Here is a 19,642-nt window from a genome sequence, read left to right on the forward strand (position 1 = left end):
CTGCCCACCTGTCGGAGTGTCGAGGTCAGCGCAAACTATCCAGCGTCGGAAGGGCACTTCCGCTCGACACGCCTAAAGGCGACATAAAGCTCAATCGGGTCAGCCTTCGGAGGCTTCGGCATACGCCTGGGAGAGCTCCGGGGATCCCGTCATCGCCCAGGACACCCCCGACTCCACCACGTTCAGCTCGCGGCCCGAGGCCAGGCGGATCACCGGCTGGCCGTTGGGCCAGACCTGCCAGGCGGAGCCCAGCTTGGTCCGGATGATCACCGTGCCGAGGTAGAAGCCCGCGTCGTTGCCGAGCCAGGGCACGACCTCGGGGTCCCGGCGCCAGCGGGGCATCAGCTGGTCGAGCGCCTCCAACGAGGCCGGGCTCCCGTCGAGTTCCAGTCCTGCCGCGCGGGCGTGGACGCGCAGCATCTCGCATTCCGAGAACAACTCGTTGACGCTCTCGGGGTCGTCCGCGAGGGCGGCGGCCAGTCCCGCACCCCGTTCCGTTTCGTGCCGGTTCAGCCAGTGGTCCAGGAAGGGGATGTTCATACCGACCAGCCTGGCACCAGGATCCCGCGCTGGCCACAGGGCGCGCGGGATCCGTCCGGGGACCGGCTACGCGTCCAGCGCCAGGTCGACGACGACCGGGGCGTGGTCCGAGGCGCCCTTGCCCTTGCGCTCCTCGCGGTCGACGTAGGCGTCGGTGACGGCCTTGGTGAAGGGCTCGTTCCCGTAGACCAGGTCGATGCGCATGCCCCGGTTCTTGGGGAAGGCGAGCTGGCGGTAGTCCCAGTACGTGTACGGCCGGTCGTACTTGAGCGGGCGCGGCAGCACGTCGGAGAGGCCCGCGGCACGCAGTGCCTCCAGGGCGGCGCGCTCGGCGGGGGTCACGTGGGTCAGGCCCGCGAAGACCGCCGGGTCGTACACGTCCTCGTCGGTCGGGGCCACGTTGTAGTCGCCGAGCACCGCGAACGGGCGCGGGCCGGCCGCGTCTTCGGCGACGGCGGTGGTCAGCGCGCGGAACCAGTCCAGCTTGTAGCCGTAGTGGTCGTGCTCGACCTCGCGGCCGTTCGGCACGTACACCGACCACAGGCGCACCCCGCCGCAGGTGGCGGAGATCGCCCGCGGCTCCTCGACGCCCTCGTAGTCGGGGCCGCCGGGCAGGCCCTTGACCACGTCTTCCAGGCCGACCTTGGAGATCAGGGCCACCCCGTTCCACCTGCCGGTGGCGTTGACGGCCGACTCGTACCCCAGCTCGCGCAGCTGCTCGTGCGGGAACTGCTCCTCGGAGCACTTGGTCTCCTGGATGCACACGACATCGGTGCCGGAGCTCTCCAGCCAGGCCAGCAGCCGGGGCAGCCGGGCGGTGATCGAGTTGACGTTGAACGTGGCGATACGCATGCCGTCCAACCTACCGCCCGGCACCGACAGTCACAGCTGGGCGGCGTCCCCGGCGGCGAGCCGCCCGTGGTCGGTGCCGCCCAGGGCCGCGAGGACGTTGTCGTAGATCGGCCGGGCGATGTCCGAGAGGTAGGCGTCATGGATGTCGATCGCCCGGCGCGGCTTGACCTCGCGCAGGTAGTCGATCACCTCGGCGACCTTGTTCCAGGGCGCGTGCACCGGGAGCATCAGCGTGTCCACGGGAACCTCGGGCACGGTCAGCGCGTCACCGGGGTGGAAGAGCGAACCGTCCACGAGGTAGCCGACATTGGTGACCCGCGGGATGTCGGGGTGGATCACGGCGTGCAGCTCGCCGTGGACCTGGACCTCGAAGCCCGCGGCGCTGAAGGCGTCCCCGTGGCCGACGGTGTGCACCCGGCCCGGATAGGCGGGGGCCAGCCGCTCCGCGACGCTGCGCAGCGTCCAGAGCGCGGCCGCCGGGTTGGCGTCGAGGGCGGCGCGCAGCCGGCCCTCGTCGAAGTGGTCGGGGTGCTCGTGGGTGACGAGCAGGGCGTCCGCCCCGAGCCCGGCGTCGGGTTCGCTGAAGGCGCCCGGGTCGATGACGAGCACGCGCCCGTCCTTCTCCAGTTGGACACAGGAGTGCAGCCGCTTGGTGAGCTTCATGGGAGCAGGCTATCGGCGGGGCCGGCCGGACCGCCGTCGCTACGGCGTCGCCGTGGAGACCACGTAGACCCTCGGTTTGGCCGGGTCGGTGAGGTCCACCGTGACGTCCCGGGTGGGGCGCGGGTTCTGCTGCTCCAGGGTGGTGCCGTACCAGGTGTTGTGCGGGCCCCAGCTCCAGCCCGCGATCGCGGCGTCGTGCGCCCCGACGGAGACCTCGCGGGTCAGCTCGGAGCGGCTGGTGCCGATGTCGGCCAGGAAGGCGTCCAGGTCGGCGGGGGTGACCGCGAACTGGACGTACAGCCGGCTGGTGCGCCAGTTGTTGGTCTCCAGGAACCCGACCCGCCAGGCCTTCGGCGGGATCGGCACCTCGTAGATGCTGCGCTGCACCTTGGAGGGCCAGCCGGGGCGCACCTTGGTCGCGCCGACCTTGGCGGCCTTGTCCCGGCCGCTCTCACGGCTCTGCTGGGCGGACACGGCGAGGTAGCCCGCGGGCACGCCGACCAGCAGCAGGATGATGATCGCGGTGATCCAGCGGCGCCGTACGACGTGCCGCCGGTCCTCCACCGGGAGGGGGGTGGCGGGGGTGGAACCCTCGTCGGGGGGCGGCGCCTGGCGGGGCAGGGAGGGCGGGGTCACGGCGTGCCCCCCTCGGGGTGGTCGGCGGCCCGGGGATCCGCGGCCCCGGAGCCGGCCCCGTCGGCCGCGTCGGCTCCGCGCTCCGCCGCCCTGCGCTCGGCGGTCTCGGCCTCGGCGGCCTTGGCCTCGGCGGCCTTGCGCTCGGCGATGGCCGGGGAGTCGATCAGGCCCCATTGCGCGTAGCGCTCGTACCGCTCGACGCGCCGGCGCGTGGCGCGGCGGAAACGGCGGGCGACGAGCCGGGCGAGGTCGGCGGCCCCGACCATGCCGGCTTCGGGGCCGAGCTCGGCCTTGGCGATACGGGCCTCGGGGCGGTAGCCGCGTCCGGTGAGGTGGCGCCGGAAGGCGTCCCGCGCGGGGCCGATCAGCAGGTCGTCGGCGGCGCTGACGCCGCCGCCGATGACGAAGCAGGAGGGGTCGAGGGCGGCGGCGAGGTTGGCGATGCCGACGCCCAGCCACTGGCCGATGTCCTGGAGGAGCTCGACGCACATGGCGTCACCCTCGCGGGCCAGCTCGGTGATGAGCGGACCGGTGATCTCCGCGACGTTGCCGCCGACCCTGGCGATGATGTTGTACGCGACCGGCGAGTCGGCGGCGGCCAGCTCGCGGGCTTCGCGGACCAGGGCGTTGCCGGAGCTGTACTGCTCCCAGCAGCCGCGGTTGCCGCAGGGGCAGCGGTGGCCGCCGGGCACGACCTGCATGTGGCCGAACTCGCCGGCGACCCCGAAACGGCCGCGCTTGACCTGGCCGCCTTCGAGGATCGCGCCGCCGATGCCGGTGCCGAGCGTGATCATCACGAGGTGGTCCTCGCCGCGCCCGGCGCCGAAGCGCCACTCCGCCCAGGCGGCGGTGTTGGCATCGTTGTCCACCATGACCGGGACCGCGAGCCGGGACTGGAGCGCGTCGCGCAGCGGCTCGTCGCGCCAGGCCAGGTGGGGCGCGAAGAGCACCCGGGAGCGGTCGGCGTCGACCCAGCCGGCCGCCCCGATGCCCACGGCGTGGACGTCGTGCCGGTCGGACAGGTCGAGCACCAGCTCGACGATGGTGTCCTCGACGACCTTGGGGCTCTTCGACTTGTCGGGGGTCTCGGTCCGGATCTTCTCCAGGATGACCCCGTCGGCGTCGACCACACCGGCCATCACCTTGGTGCCGCCGATGTCGATGCCGACGGTCGGGACGCGCGGGGCGGTCAGGTGCGACCGGCGCTCACGGGTCCCGATGGTCCGCAGGACGGTGCTCCGCGCCGCCCCCCGGTGGGTCAGCGCAAAGTCCCGGTACGTGCTCATCGAGTCGTGTCGTCCCTCAAAGTGCGGTGGTTCCGGACGCCGGATCGGCTGCTCCGGACGGGTGCTCCGGTCCTGATTCTGCCACCCGCTCCAGTTCGTGGCTCAGCTCGTCCAGCTCGGAGCCGCCCGCCATCTGCCGGGTGAGCTCGTCCAGGGTGATCGAGTCACGGGTGTGGCTGCCCGCCATCGTGCCCCGCTTGAGCAGCACGAACCGGTCGCCGACCAGGTAGGCGTGGTGCGGGTTGTGGGTGATCAGGACCACGCCGAGGCCCGCGTCACGGGCGGCGGCGACGTACTTGAGGACCACGCCGGACTGCTTCACCCCGAGGGCGGCGGTGGGCTCGTCGAGGACGAGCACCTTGGCCCCGAAGTAGACGGCGCGGGCGATGGCCACGCACTGCCGCTCGCCGCCGGACAGGGTGCCGATCGGCTGGTCGACGTCGCGCAGGTCGATGCCCATGCGCAGCAGCTCGGCGCGGGTGGTCTCCCGCATGAAGTCCACGTCGAGGCGGCGGAAGGGGCCGCGGCCCTTGGTGGGCTCGGAGCCGAGGAAGAAGTTCCGCCAGACCGGCATGAGCGGGACGACGGCCAGGTCCTGGTAGACGGTGGCGATGCCGTGGTCGAGGGCGGCGCGCGGGTTGGCGAGCACGGTCTCCTCGCCCTCGATCTCGAAGCGGCCGGCGTCGTGCCGGTGCAGCCCCGCGATGATCTTGATGAGGGTGGACTTGCCGGCGCCGTTGTCGCCGAGGACGCAGGTGATCTCGCCGGCGTGGACCTCCAGGGAGACCCCCTGGAGCGCGCGGATGTTGCCGTAGAACTTGCTGACGTCGGTCATCTGCACGAGCGCCGGCGCGGAGGACTTCTCGTACGGGGTCGGGGACACGGACTTGGTCATCACTTCGCCTCCGCCCGCTTGCGGACCCATGCGTTGAGCAGCGTCGCCAGCAGGAGCATGGCGCCGAGGAAGAATTTGAACCAGTCCGGGTTCCACTGGGCGTACACGATGCCGTTGCTGGTCATGCCGAAGATGAAGGCGCCGACGGCCGAGCCGATCGCCGAGCCGTAGCCGCCGGTCATCAGACAGCCGCCGATGACGGCCGCGATGATGTACAGGAACTCGTTGCCCACTCCCTCGCCCGACTGCACCACGTCGAACGAGAAGAGGATGTGCTGCCCGGAGATCCAGGCGCACAGGGCGACGCCCATGTACAGGCCGATACGGGTCTTGACGACGGGGACTCCGGTCGCGCGGGCCGCGTCCGCCCCGCCGCCGACCGCGAAGATCCAGTTGCCGGCGCGGGTGCGCAGCAGGATCCAGGTGGCGACGGCCACCAGGGCCAGCCACCACAGGATGGTGACCTTGAGGGTGACCGAGCCGACGTTCCACTGCGAGGCGAAGAGCGCGCGGGCGGAGGAGAAGCCCTCCATGTCGGCGATCGTCTTCGTCGAGACGGAGCCGCTGATCAGCTTGGTGAAGCCGAGGTTCAGGCCCGTCAGCATCAGGAACGTGCCGAGCGTGATGATGAAGCTGGGCAGCCGGGTGCGGGTCAGCATGAACCCGTTGAAGAAGCCGATGGCCAGGGTGACCAGCAGGGACACCCCGACGCCCACCCACACGTTGGCGGTCATCTGGTAGCTGAACATCGCGCTGACCAGCGCCGAGGTGGTGACCATGACGCCGGCCGAGAGGTCGAACTCGCCGCCGATCATCAGCAGGGCCACCGGGCACGCCATGATCCCGATGGTGGAGGCCGAGTACAGGATCGTGCTGAGGCTGGAGGCCTGCAGGAAGCTCGGCGCGGCGAAGGAGAAGAAGACGAAGACGGCGGCCGCGCCGACGACCGCGCCCAACTCGGGGCGGCCGAGCAGCCTGCGGACCAGGGAGGTGGGGGCGAGCCGCTCGTCGACGGCCGTTGCCGTGCTCATCGGCTGCCCCGCTTGATGAACTCCTCCAGCTTGCCGGCCTCGTCGGCCGTCACGATCTGCGGTCCGGTCAGTACGGGGCGGCCGCCGCCGAGCACGTTCGCGTTGTAGCGGTAGAGCCAGAGCAGGTCGATGGCTTCGTAGCCCTGCAGGTAGGGCTGCTGGTCGACGGCGAAGCCGAGGGCGCCGGACTTGAGGTCGCGGGCGACGGACTCGTTGAGGTCGAAGGTGTCGACCTCGGCCTTGCTGCCCGCCGCGTCCTTCGCCTTGACCGCCGTCGGCGCGAAGGGGGCGCCGAGCGTGACGATCGCGTCGACGGAGGGGTCGGCCTGCAGCTTCGCCTGGATGGCCGCCTGCACGGAGGGCATGTTGGTGCCTTCGACGTACAGGTTCTCCATGGTCCCGCCGAACGTCTTCTTCGCCCCGGCGCAGCGCTGCTCGTGGCCCACGTTGCCCTGCTCGTGCAGGACGCAGACGGCCTTCTTCTTGCCGCGCTTGGTCAGCTCGGTGCCGACCGCCTCGCCGGCGATCTGCTCGTCCTGGCCGATGTGGGTGAGGGCGCCGTACTCGGCGGACTGCGCGGATCCGGAATTGACCGTGATCACCGGGATGCCGGCCTTGACCGCCTTGCCGATGACGTCCTTGAGCGCCTCGGGCTTGGCCAGACTGACCACGATCCCGTCGACCTTCTGGTCGATGGCGTTCTGCACGAACTGGGCCTGCTGCTGGGCCTGGTCGTCGTGGGCGTAGACGAAGTTGATGTTGTCCTTCGCCGCGGCCTCCTTGGCGCCCTTCTGGACGATGTCCCAGAAGGTGTCGCCGTCGCCCGCGTGCGTGACCATCGCGAAGGTCCAGCGCGGGGTGGACACGGCGGGCCGGCCCGCCTGCGCGGCCTTCGCCCGGTCCTCGGCGCGCTTGCCGCCCGTGCTGCTGCAGCCCACGAGCGAGGCTCCCAGCACCGCCGCGAGCACGGCGCCCACGACGCGTACCCCTGTCCGAACCCTAGCCACGTCTGCGTGCCCTTCCCTCGTCCTGCGTCTGCCGCCGCCGTCTGGGGCTGCTGCCGCCAAAAAGCGGTCATTACGGTTCCAGCCGCTCAGTATCCGCCACAGTGGACCATGTGCGGTCATCGGGGCCTTAGAGCCCATCCGGTCCCACTGTGCCATCGAAGGCCCCTCCGGGCGGATTGACAGCTTCCGGTGACAGGGTCACGTTGATTGCATGCGCATCGGGGTGATCGGAACGGGCCGGATCGGCTCTTTCCACGCGGCGGCACTCGCCCGCCACCGGGACGCCGGCTCGCTGCTGCTCGCCGACGCCGATCCCGCGCGGGCGGCGCGCCTCGCCGACCGGCTGGGGGCGACCGCCGCCCCGTCCGTGGAGCAGGTCTTCACCTGGGGCGTGGACGCCGTGGTCGTGGCCTGCGCCACCGACGGGCACGCCGAGCTGGTCCTGCGGGCGGTCCGCGGCGGGCTCCCGGTCTTCTGCGAGAAGCCCCTGGCCCCCGATCTGACCCGGACACTGACGGTGCTGCGCGAGGTGTCCGCCGCGGACGGGGTGCTCCAGCTGGGCTTCATGCGCCGCTTCGACGCGGGCTGCCGCACCGCGCGCGAGCTGGTGCGCTCCGGGGCCCTGGGCCGGCTGCACACCGTACGGACGATGACCGCCGATCCGGCGCCGCCGCCCGGCGCGTACCTGGCGACGTCCGGCGGCCTGTACCGGGACTGCCTCGTGCACGACTTCGACATGGTCCGCTGGGTGACCGGGCACGAGGTGAGCGAGGTGTACGCGACCGGCTCCGACGCGGGTCCGCCGGTCTTCCGGGAGCTCGGCGACGTGGACACCGCCGTCGCCCTCCTCACCCTGGACGACGGGACCCTGGCCACCTGTACGGGCACCCGGTGCAACGGCGCCGGGTACGACGTGCGGATGGAGCTGGCCGGGACGCTCGACCAGGTCTCCTCCGGGCTGGACGACCGGACGCCGATCGCCTCGACCGAACCGCACGGCCCGCCCCCGGCGAGCAAGCCCTGGACGGGGTTCCTGGAGCGGTTCGCCCCCGCGTACGAGGCGGAGCTGGCGGCCTTCGTCAAGCTGGTGCGCGGCGAGGGGCCCAACCCGTGCGACGGCCGGGAGGCCCTGGCCGCGCTGCGCGTCGCGGAGGCCTGCGAGGTGTCGCGGCGGGAGCGGCGCCCGGTCCGGATGACGGAGCTCCCGGACCTGTAGGGACGTCGGGGGCCGCGGCGGGGGCGGTACGGAATCGGCCACGGACGGCGCTACCAGCGCACCGGCAGCCGGGTCACGCCCCGGATCAGGCTGCCCCCGATGTACGTCGGGGCCTCCCCGGCCGGGTCCTCGGCCAGGTCGGGGAAGCGCTCCAGCAGCCCGCGGAGCGCGATGCGGCCCTCCATGCGGGCGAGCGGGGCACCGATGCAGAAGTGCAGCCCGTGCCCGAAGGCGAGGTGGCCCTGCGGGGCGCGCCGGATGTCGAAGGTGTCGGGGACCTCGTACCGCCCGGGGTCGCGGTCCGCCCCGGCCAGCGAGACGAGGACGGTGGCCCCGGCGGGGATGGCGGTGCCGCCGAGCTCCATGTCCTCGCGGGCGTAGCGGTAGGTGGTGTTCTGCACCGGGCCGTCGTAGCGCAGCATCTCCTCCACAGCGCCGTCGAGCAGGCCGTCGTAGTCGGCGCGCAGGGCGGCCAGTTGGTCCGGGTGGGCCAGCAGGGCGCGCGTGCCGTTGGAGATCAGGTTGACGGTGGTCTCGTGGCCGGCGACCAGCAGCAGGAAGGCCATCCCGATCAGCTCGTCGGGCGACAGCGCGTCGCCGTCCTCGTCGCGGGTCCGGATGAGGGCGCTCAGCAGGTCGTCGCCCGGGTCCTTCGCCTTGGCCCCGACGAGTTCGGTGAGGTAGTCGCCGAGCTTCTGGTGCGCGGTGGTGCTCGGGGGCACGGAGGTGGGGGCGAGAACCTCTTTGGACCAGTGGCTGAAGCGCTCGCGGTCCAGGTCCGGGACGCCGAGGAGTTCGCCGATGACGGTCATGGGAAGCGGGAAGGCGAGAGCCTTGATCAGGTCGGCCGTGCGCTGCGGGCGGGCGGCCATCGCGTCGAGCAGTTCGTCGGCGATGCGCTGGACGCGGGGGCGCATGGCCTGCACGCGGCGCAGGGTGAACTCGCGGGCGATCAGACGGCGCAGCCGGGTGTGGTGCGGCGGGTCGGCCTCCAGCATGTTGCTGTTGGCGGCGGTGGTCGCGATGCCCTGCAGGACCTGGCCGCGGGTCCAGTTCTTCAGCAGACCCGGGTGGTTGAGGGCCCGGCGGGACTCTTCGTACCCGACGACCAGGAACGTGGGCCTGTACTCGGCAGCCGTGACCTCGACCTGGTGCACCGGGCCGGCCGCGCGCAGCCGGGCGTAGAACGAGTAGGGGTCTGCGTGGAAGTCGGCGTCGTTCACGCTGATGTCCGGTTGTGGCATACCGGTCAGATTAATTGTGACCGATGAGTGCTGGAACCATCAATTTCCGGCCACGGCGCGACGGCCCCACGCGGTCCCGCCGAGGACGAGCAGGGCGCCCGAGAACCCGGCCGGGCCCAGGTGTTCCCCGCCGATGGCGATGCCGGCGGCGGCCGCCCACAGGGGTTCGGTGCCGAGCAGCAGGCTGACGCGGGAGGGCGAGGAGCGGCGTACGGCCCACATCTGCACGAAGAAGGCGAAGAGCGTGCAGAAGAAGGAGAGGAAGGCGAGTCCCGCCCATTGGGCGGGACCGAAGGCCGCGGCCGTCGCCCAGGGGCTGTCGCCGGTGCCGGGTACGGCGGCCAGCACCGCGAAGACGAGGACGGCGCCGCCGAGTTGCACGGTGGTCAGCGACAGCGGATCGGCGCCCCGGACGGCCTCGAGCCGCGCCATGAGGAGGACGTGCAGGGTCCGGGCGAGCGCCGCGCCGAGGATGAGCAGGTCACCGGCGCCCGGGACGGTGAGCCCGGCGCCCTGGGTGAGCAGGACGACGCCGGCGACGGAGGCCGCGGCGCCCGTGAGGAAGGTGCCCGAGGGGGCCTCGCGCCGTACGGCGGCCTCGGCGAGCGGGGTGAAGATCATGGTCAGGCTGATGATCAGGCCGGCGTTGGTGGCGGAGGTGTGGACGACCCCGTACGTCTCCAGCAGGAAGATCCCGCCGAGTACGAGGCCCAGCAGGCCCGCGCCGGACAGCTGACGGGCGGTGAGCGCCCGCAGCCGTCGCCGGCCGGCGACGGCGACGACGGGCAGCACGAGCGCGAAGCGCAGGACGAGGACCGCGATCACGGTGTGGGCCGTGGTGAGGCCCTTGGCCGCGAGGTAGCTGCCGCCCCAGACGACGGCGACGGCGAGGACGGGCAGGTCGGCGAGCCAAGCGCGGCGGGGGGTGGTGGGTGCGAGCAGGGCGGACGAGCTCACCGGGGACTCTCCAGCGGCGTGGGGCGGGGTGGAGACTGCGGCGGCTCCCTCGGGCGCGCTCACCGTACCGGAGCCGATCATGGCGGTCGAGCGGGTTCGCCGGGGCCCGCCGGGGCCCCGGCCGGTGTCCGTGGCGCTCCTTCCTCGGTCGCCCCTCCGGTCGCCCTTCCGGCGTCGTCCTTCCGGATCAGCCGAAGGCGGCGAAGGTGGGCCGGCCGGTCGGGCGGTACGTGAGGATGGCGGCGCCGTTCGGTGTCGTGCGCGAGGCGACCAGGTCGTAGGCCGTGGGCAGGCCTCCCGTCGGGAACAGCCGCCGTCCGGTGCCCAGGGATACGGGGTACAACTCCAGGTTCAGCTCGTCCACGAGGTCCCGCGCCAGCAGCCACTGGGCCAGCTGCCCGCTGCCGTGCACCTGGAGCTCCCGGTGGCCCTCCAGCCCGTCCTTGATCCGCATGATCTCGCTCTGGAGCTGTTCGCCGTCGATGACGGTGGTCCCCGCCCAGGCCGGATCCTTGAGGGTGGTCGAGGCCACGTACTTCGGCAGGCCGTTCAGCCGGCTCGCGATCGGGTCGGTGGGGTCGGTCCGCTGCGGCCAGTAGCCGGCGAAGATCTCGTACGTCCGGCGCCCGAGCAGGAAGGCCGCGGCCCGGTCGAACAGCTCGGTGGTGAACGCGTGCACGCCCTCGTCGTGGAAGGGGGTCAGCCAGCCGCCGTACTCGAACCCGCCGCTGGGGTCCTCCTCCGGCCCTCCCGGGGCCTGCATCACGCCGTCGAGGGTCACGAAAGTGGTGAGGGTCAGCTTGCCCATGGCTCTGCGCTCCTTGCGTCCGGTGTCTCCTGCGCGGGTCCCCTGCCCGGGTTCCCCCTGCACGCGTTCAGACTCCCGGCCGCCCCGGGACTCATCGGCGCGGCGCGCGCGAACGCGAGGTCCGATTCCCGCCAGCGCCCGCTCCCCTGCCCCGATTTCATTGAACCCGCAACGACTTATCGGGCAGCGAGAACGAGGGAGCACGACCATGAGCAGCAACGACGCGGCGGTGGCACTGGTGACCGGCGGCAGCCGCGGCATCGGGGCGGCCACCGCCCTGCGGCTGGCGCAGGACGGGGCCGACGTAGCCCTCACGTACGCCCACGGCGCGGAGGCCGCGGCGGGGGTCGTGGCCGGGATCGAGGCGCTCGGCCGGCGCGCCCTGTCGGTCCGGGCCGACGTGGGCGACCCGGCGCAGGCGGTCGCGGCGGTGGAGGAGACCGTACGGGGCCTGGGGCGGATCGACGCGCTCGTGAACAACGCGGGCATCGGCGTGCTCGGGCCGCTGGACGCGCTGACCCCGGCCGATGTGGACCGGGTACTGGCGGTCAACGTGCGCGGCGTGTTCCTGACCACCCGGGCCGCGGCCGCCCGGATGGGCTCCGGCGGGCGGATCGTCACCATCGGCAGCTGCATGACCGCGCGGGTCCCCGGCCCCGGCGGCACCCTGTACGCGATGAGCAAGGCCGCACTGACCGGACTGACCAAGGCGCTGGCGCGGGAGCTCGGCGAGCGCGGCATCACCGCGAACCTCGTGCACCCGGGCCCGGTGGACACCGACATGAATCCGGCGGACGGTCCCTACGCCGCCGCGCAGAGCGCGCTGACGGCCCTCGGGCGCTTCGGGACCGCGCAGGAGGTGGCGGGCCTGGTGTCCTTCCTCACCGGTCCGGACGCCGCCTACGTGACGGGCGCCGAGTTCGCGGTGGACGGCGGGCACGCGGCCTGACGACCGCCGGACACGCCGATGGGGCGCACCGCTCGCGGTGCGCCCCATCGGGCCGTGCGGGCCCCGGGAGTGTCGGCCCCCGGGGCGGTCACGGGGCGGATCAGCCACCCAGCTCCCGGTTGCGGGCGCTCAGCGCGGCCGCGCCGGCCTCCGTCAGCGAGCCGTACAGGCGCAGACGGGAGAAGCCGCCGTCCGGGAAGATGTCGATCCGCACGTGCGTGCCGACCGCCGGGGTGTCCAGTACGAAGCGGTGGTTGGTGTCGGGCTGCAGGCGGGTACGCGGCAGGAACTCCGTCCACTCGCCCTCCTCGCCGGACTTGACGGACAGCGAGGCCCAGCCGGCCGAGTTGCCCTTCAGGTAGGCGGTGTCGATCTCGACGGCGCGGATCTCGGAGTCGGCCACCAGCTGGTAGCGGATCCAGTCGTTGCCGTTGTCGCGGCGGCGGGCGGTCTCCCAGCCGTCGTCCATCTTGCGGGAGCGGCCCGGGTTGATGGTGTTGGCCGGCGGGGAGTAGAAGCGGTTGGAGGCGTCCTGGACGGAGCCGCCGTTCTCCAGGGCGACGACGTCGAAGGAGCCCAGCGCTTCGAGCCACTTCGGGTCGGGCAGGACCTCGCCGTAGACGCGCAGGCGGGCGATGCCGCCGTCGGGGTGCTGGTTGACGCGCAGGTGCGTGAAGCGCTGCTCCACGTCCACCTCGAAACCGTTGGCCGCGTGGCCGCCGACCGGGGTGCGGGCGACGATCGTCGTCCACTTCACGTCGTCGCCCTGGAGCTCCTCCGGGGTGGGCGCGAGGGCGCCCGTCCAGTTGGTGGCCTCGACGGAGACGGCCTGCGGCATGTTGCCGCGGAAGTGGGCGGTGTCGACGACGATGCCGCGGATGACGCCCGGGGCGCCCAGGCGCACGAGCGCCCAGTCGTGGTCCTCGGGGGTGGGCCAGGGCTGGGTGGCCGAGACGCCGCGGCGGCGGCGGGTCTCCCAGCCGTCCATGACCTTGCCCTTGTGGCCGAAGTCCTCGGGGTCGAAGTGCGCGGCCTCGGAGATCAGCAGGTTCTCGCGCTGGGCGAAGAACTCGTCGTTGGCGGCGATGACACCGGCGCCCAGCTCACGGGCGGCGAGGTTCGCGTACTGGGTGAACGGGAAGTCCGCGGTGCGGTAGTCCGCGTACGGGTCGCCGCCTCCGTACGGGTTCGCGTTGCCGGTGAAGGATTCAATCGCCACTGGTCAGTTCTGCCTTTCGAGGAGGAGGCCCGTGGGCTCGGTCGGGGTGCCGTGGTCGGCGATCCGCGCACCGCGCAGCCAGGTGGACTTCACGACGCCGTGCAGGGTCTTGCCCGCGTACGCCGTGACCTGGTTGCGGTGGTGGAGTTCGGCCGGGTCCACGGTGAACGTTTCTTCGGGGGCGAGCACGGCGAAGTCGGCGTCGCGGCCGGCCTCGATCGCGCCCTTCTGCGCCAGCCCGGCGAGGGCGGCCGGGGCCGCGGACATCCAGCGGACCACGTCCTCCAGGGTCCGGCCGCGGCGGCGCGCCTCGGTCCAGATGGCCGGCAGGCCGAGCTGGAGGGAGGAGATGCCGCCCCAGGCGGTGGAGAAGTCGCTGGTCTTCAGGTCCGCGGTGGAGGGCGAGTGGTCGGAGACGATGCAGTCGATGGTGCCGTCGGCGAGCGCGTCCCACAGGAGGTCCTGGTTGGCGGCCTCGCGGATGGGCGGGCAGCACTTGAACTCGCTGGCGCCGTCCGGCACTTCCTCGGCCGTGAGGGTGAGGTAGTGCGGGCAGGACTCGACGGTGATCCGGACGCCCTCGGCCTTGGCGGCGGCGATCAGCGGCAGCGCGTCGGAGGAGGACAGGTGCAGTACGTGGACGCGCGCGTTCAGCCGCTTCGCCTGGGCGATCAGGTTGCCGATCGCGGTGTTCTCGGCGTCGCGCGGGCGGGAGGCCAGGAAGTCGGCGTACTTGGGGCCCGGGACGACGGGGGCGGCGTCGAGGTGGTGCGGGTCCTCGGCGTGCACGATCAGCAGGCCGCCGAAGCCGGTGATCTCGGCCAGGGAGGTGGCCAGCTGCTCCTGGTCGAGCTCGGGGAACTCGTCGACGCCGGAGGGCGACAGGAAGCACTTGAAGCCGTAGACGCCGGCGTCGTGCAGCGGGGCGAGGTCCTTGACGTTGTCCGGCAGGGCGCCGCCCCAGAAGCCGACGTCCACGTGCGCCTTGGTGCGGGCGACCTCCTGCTTGACGCGGAGGTTGTCCACCGTGGTGGTCGGCGGCAGGGAGTTCAGCGGCATGTCGAGGATCGTGGTGACGCCTCCGGCAGCGGCGGCGCGGGTGGCCGTCCAGAAGCCCTCCCACTCCGTGCGGCCCGGGTCGTTCACGTGCACGTGGGTGTCGACCAGCCCGGGGAGCAGGACGTCGTCGCCGAAGTCCTCCAGCCGGGCGCCGGCCGGCACCTCGGCGTCGTGCGGCAGTACGGCGACGATCTTCCCGGCGGCGACGGCGACCGAAGCGGCGCGCGTCCCCCCGGGGGTGATGACGCGAGTCGAGCGCAGTACCAGTTCCACGTCGTCGGACACGCCGGAACCTCCCCATCTACTTCCACAGAGCGAAATTCAACGTTCTGTTGACGGAGTCTCGCCGCCGATCCGGGGCCAGTCAAGAGCCGCCGGACAGAGCACCGACACACCGGCGCCGCAATTGGATGTTTCCACAGGATGGAATTAAGATTTCACTATCCAGAATGTAGCTACCGCCACCGGGGGGCGGGCGGGTAACTTCCCGAGGACGTCCGCGACCCGGACAAACCCCCTCTGACCGGCGGGGACGGCTTCGACCCGGCTCTAGGGCCGACGCCGACCGACCGGTAGGCTGCTTCCTTGCCTGCCAGCACCGAAAGGACCGCGCCGTGCCGACGTCCAGCGCCAGCACCACCGACGCTTCCGCGAAGCCCACCGCCGCCAGCGGTGGCGTTCAGTCCCTTGAGCGCGCCTTCGATCTGCTCGAACGCATGGCCGATGCCGGGGGCGAGGTCGGCCTCAGCGAGCTCTCCACCGCCAGCGGTCTGCCGCTGCCCACCATCCACCGCCTCATGCGCACCCTGGTGGCATGCGGCTACGTCCGGCAGCAGCCCAACCGACGGTACTCCCTCGGCCCCCGCCTGATCCGCCTCGGCGAGTCCGCGTCGCGCCTGCTGGGAACCTGGGCGCGGCCGTACCTGGCCCGCCTGGTCGAGGAGACCGGCGAGACGGCCAACATGGCCCTGCTCGACGGGGACGAGATCGTCTACGTCGCACAGGTGCCCTCCAAGCACTCCATGCGCATGTTCACCGAGGTCGGCCGCCGGGTGCTGCCCCACTCCACCGGCGTGGGCAAGGCGCTGCTCGCGTACACGCCCGCCGACGAGGTGCGGGCGCTGCTGGCGCGCACCGGGATGCCGGCCGCGACCGAGAAGACCATCACCACGCCGGAGGGCTTCCTGGAGGCCCTCGAGCAGGTCCGCAAGTCGGGCTACGCGGTCGACGACAACGAGCAGGAGATAGGGGTCCGCTGCCTGGCCGTGTCGGTGCCGAACTCGCCGACCGCCGCCGCGATCTCCATCTCGGGTCCGGCGGGCCGGGTGACCGAGGCCGTGGCCGAGTCCTTCGTGCCGATCCTGCAGAACGTCGCGGCCGAGCTGTCGGTGGCGCTGCAGAGCCAGAACCCCGCGTAGGTCCGGTCCGTACGCCAGGGCCCCGGCCCCTCATCGGAGGGGGCCGGGGTCCTGGCGTACGTGCGGGCACTCAGGCGGCCGGGACCGTCTCGGACCCGGGCTCACGGGATGCGGCCCGCGTCAGGCGGCCGTCCGTCATCGTCGACGTCCGGTCCATCCGCTCCAGGTGGGCGTGGTCGTGGGTGACCAGCACCGTCGCCGTGGACCGCTCACGGGTCAGCGTGACCAGCAGGTCGAGTACGGCCGCCCCGCGCTCGTGGTCCAGGGCGCTCGTGGGCTCGTCGACCAGGAGCACCGCCGGCTCGTTCATCAGGGCGCGGGCGATGTTGACCCGCTGTCGCTGGCCGCCGGAGAGCTGGTGGGGCCGCTTGTCGGCCTTGTCGGCCAGCCCCACCGCGTCCAGCAGCTCCAGTGCCCGGCGGCGCAGCGTCCGCGCGGGGCGGCCCGACAGGTGGGCCATCACCTGGAGCTGCTCGGCGGCCGTCAGCGAGGCCAGCAGGTTCGGCTGCTGGAAGACGATCCCGATCTTCTCGCGGCGCAGGGCCGACTTCTCGGCCGCGCTCAGCCGGGCGGTGTCCTGTCCGGCCACCACCACCTGGCCGGAGTCCGGGGTGACCAGGGTGGCGGCGACGGCCAGCAGGCTGGACTTGCCGGATCCCGAGGGTCCTATCACCGCGGTCAAGGTGCCCGCGGGCACCTCCAGGCGGACCCGGTCGAGGGCGGTGAGCCGGCTCTCGCCGTCCGGGTAGGTGAGGGTGACGTCGTGCACGAGCAGGGTCATCGGGCGCTCCCGAGGGCGGTCAGGGGGTCGACGGCGGTGATCCGCCGGATGGACAGGGCCGCGCCCAGCGCGCCCAGCGCGATCATGATCGCGGCGGGCACCAGTACGGTCGCGGTGTCGAGGACGAAGGGCACGTCGCCCCCGCTGATCAGCGCGCCGAATCCGGCGGCGAGCGCCGTACCGAGACCGGTGCCGATCGCGAGCATGACGACGGCCTGGCCGAGGGCGTCCTTCAGCAGGTACGGGGTGGAGGCGCCCAGTGCCTTCAGTACGGCGATGTCACCGCTGCGCTGGATCGTCCACACCGTGAAGAAGGCCCCTATGACGAGGGCGGAGATGGCGAAGAGGAAGCCGCGCATCAGCTGGAGCGAGCCGTTCTCGGCCTGGTAGGACCCTATGGCGCCGAGTGCCTCGTCGATGGTCTGGGCCGTGGTGGCCGCCGCCGCGTCCCCGGCGGCGAGGTCGGCGGAAGCGGTGGTGTCGAGCGCGATGACGGTGGCGAGGGTGTCGATGGACGTGCCGGGGTTGCCGATGCGCTGCCAGTCGTTCAGGTCCATCCAGACGACCGGGGTGTGGCTGTAGGCGGCGGTGCCGGAGACGGCGGCCACGGTCAGCTCCAGCGGACCGATCTTCAGTGTGCCGCCGGCGGCCAGGCCGCCGAGTTCCTTGGCGGCCTTCTCGGTGAGGACCACCTGCCCCTGGGAGAGGCCGCCGCCGCGGGGCGGGAGGGGGCCGGCCGGGTCTACGCCGAAGACGGAGACCGCGGCGGTGCGGGCGCCCGCGGACGCGTTGGTGGTGCGGATGCCGAGCGGCTCGGCGGACTTCACGCCGGGCTGCGCCCGCCAGGCCCGCCAGGCCTTCTCGGACACCTGGGAGTTGGCGAAGGACACCTTCTGGTCACCGGCCGGCGCGGCGAAGGCGAGGTGGCCGGCGGGCAGTCCGGTGACGGCCGAGACGTTCTCCCGGGCCAGTCCGGCGGTGAGCCCCGACAACAGGCCGACCAACAGCGTGATCAGCAGTACGACCGAGCCCATGAGGGCGAAGCGGCCCTTGGCGAACCGTAGATCTCTCCATGCGACAAACATGGTCCCCACCCTGGTCCTCCCCGTGGACACAAGGCATCGCGCCGCGGTAGCGATCCTGGTATCGAAGGACGCATCCGCACATCAAACTTTCGATTGACCGGGTGCCGCGCGTCCCGGCTTACGCTGTCAAGGCCATGGCTGCCACTACGGAACCCTCCGCTCCGCGTCCCCTGACCCCCGTCTCGCGCGTGCTGCGCCTGTGCCTGCACGCGCTGCTGTTCGGGCTGCTCGCGCTGGCCGCCGGGCGGGCCGTCACCGACTCCGCGCCGCACGCCGGCGGAGTGGTCGCCGCCTGCGCGGTGCTGGCCGCCGTGTACGTGGCCGGCGTACTGGCCCCCTCGGTGCACCGCTCGCCGCGCGCCGCGGCGGTGTGGCTGGCCGCGCTGGGCGCGGCGTGGGCGGGGCTGCTGGTGATCTCCCCCGACGGGCTGTGGATCGCGTTCCCGCTGTACTTCCTGGAGCTGCACCTGCTGCGGCTGCGCTGGGCGATCGCGGCCGTCGCGGTGACCGCGTGCGCGGCGATCGGCGGCTTCCTGGCGCACGCGCAGGGCGGCGTGGTCTCGCCGGGGGCCTTCCTGGGACCGCTGCTCGGCGGGGCCGTGGCGGTGGCGACCGTACTGGGCTACCAGGCGCTGTACCGCGAGAGCGAACGCCGCCGCGAGCTGATCGAGGAGCTCATCGCCACCCGCGCCGAACTGGCCGCGGCCGAGCGGGACGCCGGGATCCTGGCGGAGCGGGAGCGCCTGGCCCGCGAGATCCACGACACCCTGGCGCAGGGCCTGTCCTCGATCCAGCTCCTCCTGCGCGCGGCGGAACGATCCCTTCCGCAGGACGCCCCGGCCCTGGAGCACATCGGCCGGGCCCGGGAGGCGGCCCAGGAGAACCTCGCCGAGGCGCGCCGCTTCGTACGGGCGCTCACCCCTCCCGACCTGGAGCACGGGTCGCTCGCCGCCGCGCTGGAGCGGCTGTGCGCGGCGGCTCCGGGGCCGCGCGTCCGGTTCTGCCTGAGCGGCGCGCCGCGGGTCCTGCCGACCCCGTACGAGGTCGCCCTGCTCCGCATCGCGCAGTCGGCGCTGGCCAATGTCGTCCAGCACGCCCGCGCCGACCGCGCCGAGATCACCCTGACCTTCATGGACGCGTCGGTGACGCTGGACGTCGTGGACGACGGCAACGGCTTTGAACCCTCCTCGGCCCCTTCCGGCGAGGGCGGCTTCGGCCTCCCCGCCATGCGCTCGCGGGCCGAGACCCTCGGCGGCCTGTTCACGGTCGAGTCCTCCCCCGGCCAGGGCACCGCCGTGGCCGTCACCCTGCCGCTGCCCCTGGAGGCATCCTGATGACGATCCGCCTGCTGCTCGCCGACGACCACCCGGTGGTCCGGGCCGGGCTGCGCGCGGTGCTGGACACCGAGCCGGACTTCGCCGTGGTCGCGGAGGCCGCCACCGCCGAGCGGGCGGTGGAGCTGGCCGCCTCCGAGCCGGTGGACGTGGTCCTCATGGACCTCCAGTTCGGTACGGGCATGCACGGCTCGGCGGCGACGGCCGCGATCACGGCCCGGCCGGGGGCGCCCCGCGTCCTGGTGCTGACCACCTACGACACGGACGCGGACATCCTCGCGGCGGTGGAGGCCGGCGCGTCGGGCTACCTGCTGAAGGACGCCCCGCCGGAGGAGCTGGCGGCGGCGGTCCGCACGGCGGCGGCCGGCCAGTCGGCACTGGCGCCGGCCGTGGCGCTGCGCCTGATGGACCGCATGCGGATGCCTGCGCAGGCGCTGACGAAGCGGGAGCTGGAGGTGCTCCAGCTGGTCGCGGACGGCCTGTCGAACCAGCAGATCTCGAAGAAGCTCTTCCTGAGCCAGGCCACGGTCAAATCCCACCTGGTCCACATCTACGCGAAGCTGGGCGTCGACTCCCGCACGTCGGCGGTGGCCGCGGCCGCCTCCCGCCGCCTGATCCGCACTCCGTAGCCGCCGGGCACCGCCAGGGCCTGATCGGCAAGA

Annotated in this window: 19 protein-coding genes and 2 pseudogenes; 6 read left to right on the forward strand and 15 right to left on the reverse strand. The window is 72.5% G+C overall.

The window, feature by feature from the left end; translation table 11 throughout:
* Nucleotides 1-99 precede the first annotated feature (99 nt).
* From K7B10_RS10275 to K7B10_RS10310, 8 genes and pseudogenes are all read right to left on the reverse strand, one after another.
* Complete coding sequence (locus K7B10_RS10275) at nt 100-540, reverse strand: DUF6278 family protein (protein WP_229335803.1); 441 nt, start codon at nt 538-540, stop codon at nt 100-102.
* A gap of 66 nt (nt 541-606) precedes the next feature.
* Nucleotides 607-1,392 (reverse strand): exodeoxyribonuclease III, encoded by a 786-nt coding sequence (locus K7B10_RS10280; protein ID WP_229335804.1) that lies wholly within the window; start codon nt 1,390-1,392, stop codon nt 607-609.
* 30 nt (nt 1,393-1,422) lie between these two features.
* The gene (locus K7B10_RS10285) at nt 1,423-2,055 is read right to left on the reverse strand and encodes an MBL fold metallo-hydrolase (RefSeq protein ID WP_229335805.1); all 633 of its coding nucleotides are present in this window, start codon (nt 2,053-2,055) and stop codon (nt 1,423-1,425) included.
* Between the two features lie 39 nt (nt 2,056-2,094).
* The gene (locus tag K7B10_RS10290; protein ID WP_229335806.1) at nt 2,095-2,691 is read right to left on the reverse strand and encodes a hypothetical protein; all 597 of its coding nucleotides are present in this window, start codon (nt 2,689-2,691) and stop codon (nt 2,095-2,097) included.
* A gap of 161 nt (nt 2,692-2,852) precedes the next feature.
* Nucleotides 2,853-3,977, reverse strand: a pseudogene (locus K7B10_RS10295) (ROK family glucokinase); the annotation flags it as partial.
* A 16-nt stretch (nt 3,978-3,993) separates the two neighbouring features.
* Complete coding sequence (locus K7B10_RS10300) at nt 3,994-4,872, reverse strand: ATP-binding cassette domain-containing protein (protein WP_229335807.1); 879 nt, start codon at nt 4,870-4,872, stop codon at nt 3,994-3,996.
* Nucleotides 4,872-5,903 carry an ABC transporter permease gene (locus K7B10_RS10305; RefSeq protein ID WP_229335808.1) on the reverse strand — a complete coding sequence of 344 codons (1,032 nt, stop codon included), beginning with the start codon at nt 5,901-5,903 and terminating at the stop codon, nt 4,872-4,874. The genes K7B10_RS10300 and K7B10_RS10305 overlap by 1 nt, the downstream gene beginning before the upstream one ends.
* Entirely contained in the window at nt 5,900-6,910 is a 1,011-nt protein-coding gene (locus K7B10_RS10310; protein ID WP_078860043.1) for a sugar ABC transporter substrate-binding protein, read from the reverse strand. Before K7B10_RS10310 ends, K7B10_RS10305 begins: the two co-directional genes overlap by 4 nt.
* Before the next feature lie 211 nt (nt 6,911-7,121).
* On the opposite strand from K7B10_RS10310, the pseudogene K7B10_RS41575 reads away from it, so the two are divergent.
* Both K7B10_RS41575 and K7B10_RS10315 read left to right on the forward strand, forming a co-directional pair.
* Nucleotides 7,122-7,460 (forward strand): annotated as a pseudogene (locus K7B10_RS41575) (Gfo/Idh/MocA family oxidoreductase); the annotation flags it as partial.
* Nucleotides 7,440-8,126 (forward strand): Gfo/Idh/MocA family protein, encoded by a 687-nt coding sequence (locus K7B10_RS10315; RefSeq protein ID WP_372481546.1) that lies wholly within the window; start codon nt 7,440-7,442, stop codon nt 8,124-8,126. The pseudogene K7B10_RS41575 and the gene K7B10_RS10315, both read left to right, overlap by 21 nt.
* Nucleotides 8,127-8,176: 50 nt before the next feature.
* Here the strand turns inward: K7B10_RS10315 and K7B10_RS10320 are convergent, their stop codons facing one another.
* The 3 genes from K7B10_RS10320 to K7B10_RS10330 form a co-directional block, all read right to left on the reverse strand.
* Nucleotides 8,177-9,370 (reverse strand): cytochrome P450 family protein, encoded by a 1,194-nt coding sequence (locus tag K7B10_RS10320; RefSeq protein WP_229335810.1) that lies wholly within the window; start codon nt 9,368-9,370, stop codon nt 8,177-8,179.
* Nucleotides 9,371-9,409: 39 nt separating this feature from the next.
* Nucleotides 9,410-10,327, reverse strand: a complete 918-nt coding sequence (locus tag K7B10_RS10325) for a DMT family transporter (protein ID WP_229335811.1) — start codon at nt 10,325-10,327, stop codon at nt 9,410-9,412.
* Between the two features lie 187 nt (nt 10,328-10,514).
* Nucleotides 10,515-11,135 (reverse strand): dihydrofolate reductase family protein, encoded by a 621-nt coding sequence (locus K7B10_RS10330; RefSeq protein ID WP_229335812.1) that lies wholly within the window; start codon nt 11,133-11,135, stop codon nt 10,515-10,517.
* A gap of 208 nt (nt 11,136-11,343) precedes the next feature.
* On the opposite strand from K7B10_RS10330, the gene K7B10_RS10335 reads away from it, so the two are divergent.
* Nucleotides 11,344-12,084, forward strand: a complete 741-nt coding sequence (locus tag K7B10_RS10335) for a 3-oxoacyl-ACP reductase family protein (RefSeq protein ID WP_229335813.1) — start codon at nt 11,344-11,346, stop codon at nt 12,082-12,084.
* Between the two features lie 100 nt (nt 12,085-12,184).
* Here K7B10_RS10335 and alc read toward each other — a convergent pair whose 3' ends face one another.
* Nucleotides 12,185-13,303, reverse strand: a complete 1,119-nt coding sequence (gene alc / locus K7B10_RS10340) for an allantoicase (RefSeq protein ID WP_229335814.1) — start codon at nt 13,301-13,303, stop codon at nt 12,185-12,187.
* A gap of 3 nt (nt 13,304-13,306) precedes the next feature.
* Entirely contained in the window at nt 13,307-14,647 is a 1,341-nt protein-coding gene (gene allB, locus K7B10_RS10345; RefSeq protein WP_229335815.1) for an allantoinase AllB, read from the reverse strand.
* Between the two features lie 329 nt (nt 14,648-14,976).
* On the opposite strand from allB, the gene K7B10_RS10350 reads away from it, so the two are divergent.
* The gene (locus K7B10_RS10350) at nt 14,977-15,780 is read left to right on the forward strand and encodes an IclR family transcriptional regulator (RefSeq protein ID WP_229335816.1); all 804 of its coding nucleotides are present in this window, start codon (nt 14,977-14,979) and stop codon (nt 15,778-15,780) included.
* 70 nt (nt 15,781-15,850) lie between these two features.
* Here the strand turns inward: K7B10_RS10350 and K7B10_RS10355 are convergent, their stop codons facing one another.
* Nucleotides 15,851-16,561, reverse strand: coding sequence for an ABC transporter ATP-binding protein (locus tag K7B10_RS10355; RefSeq protein WP_229335817.1), 711 nt, complete (start codon nt 16,559-16,561; stop codon nt 15,851-15,853).
* Complete coding sequence (locus K7B10_RS10360) at nt 16,558-17,646, reverse strand: ABC transporter permease (RefSeq protein WP_229335818.1); 1,089 nt, start codon at nt 17,644-17,646, stop codon at nt 16,558-16,560. The genes K7B10_RS10355 and K7B10_RS10360 overlap by 4 nt, the downstream gene beginning before the upstream one ends.
* A gap of 134 nt (nt 17,647-17,780) precedes the next feature.
* Here K7B10_RS10360 and K7B10_RS10365 point away from each other — a divergent pair, with 134 nt between their 5' ends.
* Both K7B10_RS10365 and K7B10_RS10370 read left to right on the forward strand, forming a co-directional pair.
* Nucleotides 17,781-18,980: a sensor histidine kinase gene (locus tag K7B10_RS10365; protein ID WP_229335819.1), complete on the forward strand. Its 1,200-nt coding sequence runs from the start codon at nt 17,781-17,783 to the stop codon at nt 18,978-18,980.
* Nucleotides 18,980-19,609 carry a response regulator gene (locus tag K7B10_RS10370; protein WP_229335820.1) on the forward strand — a complete coding sequence of 210 codons (630 nt, stop codon included), beginning with the start codon at nt 18,980-18,982 and terminating at the stop codon, nt 19,607-19,609. Before K7B10_RS10365 ends, K7B10_RS10370 begins: the two co-directional genes overlap by 1 nt.
* The last annotated feature ends 33 nt before the right edge of the window (nt 19,610-19,642 follow it).

Origin of the sequence: Streptomyces flavotricini (assembly GCF_020639365.1) — a bacterium.
Taxonomy (GTDB): Bacteria; Actinomycetota; Actinomycetes; order Streptomycetales; family Streptomycetaceae; genus Streptomyces; species Streptomyces flavotricini.

Excerpts from the sequence above, each read along its gene's own strand:
- K7B10_RS10365 (WP_229335819.1), top strand. The coding sequence starts at position 17,781 with ATGGCTGCCACTACGGAACCCTCCGCTCCGCGTCCCCTGACCCCCGTC.
- K7B10_RS10305 (WP_229335808.1), bottom strand. The coding sequence starts at position 5,903 with ATGAGCACGGCAACGGCCGTCGACGAGCGGCTCGCCCCCACCTCCCTG.
- K7B10_RS10320 (WP_229335810.1), bottom strand. The coding sequence starts at position 9,370 with ATGCCACAACCGGACATCAGCGTGAACGACGCCGACTTCCACGCAGAC.
- K7B10_RS10285 (WP_229335805.1), bottom strand. The coding sequence starts at position 2,055 with ATGAAGCTCACCAAGCGGCTGCACTCCTGTGTCCAACTGGAGAAGGAC.
- K7B10_RS10330 (WP_229335812.1), bottom strand. The coding sequence starts at position 11,135 with ATGGGCAAGCTGACCCTCACCACTTTCGTGACCCTCGACGGCGTGATG.
- K7B10_RS10280 (WP_229335804.1), bottom strand. The coding sequence starts at position 1,392 with ATGCGTATCGCCACGTTCAACGTCAACTCGATCACCGCCCGGCTGCCC.
- K7B10_RS10360 (WP_229335818.1), bottom strand. The coding sequence starts at position 17,646 with ATGTTTGTCGCATGGAGAGATCTACGGTTCGCCAAGGGCCGCTTCGCC.
- K7B10_RS10370 (WP_229335820.1), top strand. The coding sequence starts at position 18,980 with ATGACGATCCGCCTGCTGCTCGCCGACGACCACCCGGTGGTCCGGGCC.
- K7B10_RS10355 (WP_229335817.1), bottom strand. The coding sequence starts at position 16,561 with ATGACCCTGCTCGTGCACGACGTCACCCTCACCTACCCGGACGGCGAG.
- K7B10_RS10300 (WP_229335807.1), bottom strand. The coding sequence starts at position 4,872 with ATGACCAAGTCCGTGTCCCCGACCCCGTACGAGAAGTCCTCCGCGCCG.
- K7B10_RS10275 (WP_229335803.1), bottom strand. The coding sequence starts at position 540 with ATGAACATCCCCTTCCTGGACCACTGGCTGAACCGGCACGAAACGGAA.
- K7B10_RS10335 (WP_229335813.1), top strand. The coding sequence starts at position 11,344 with ATGAGCAGCAACGACGCGGCGGTGGCACTGGTGACCGGCGGCAGCCGC.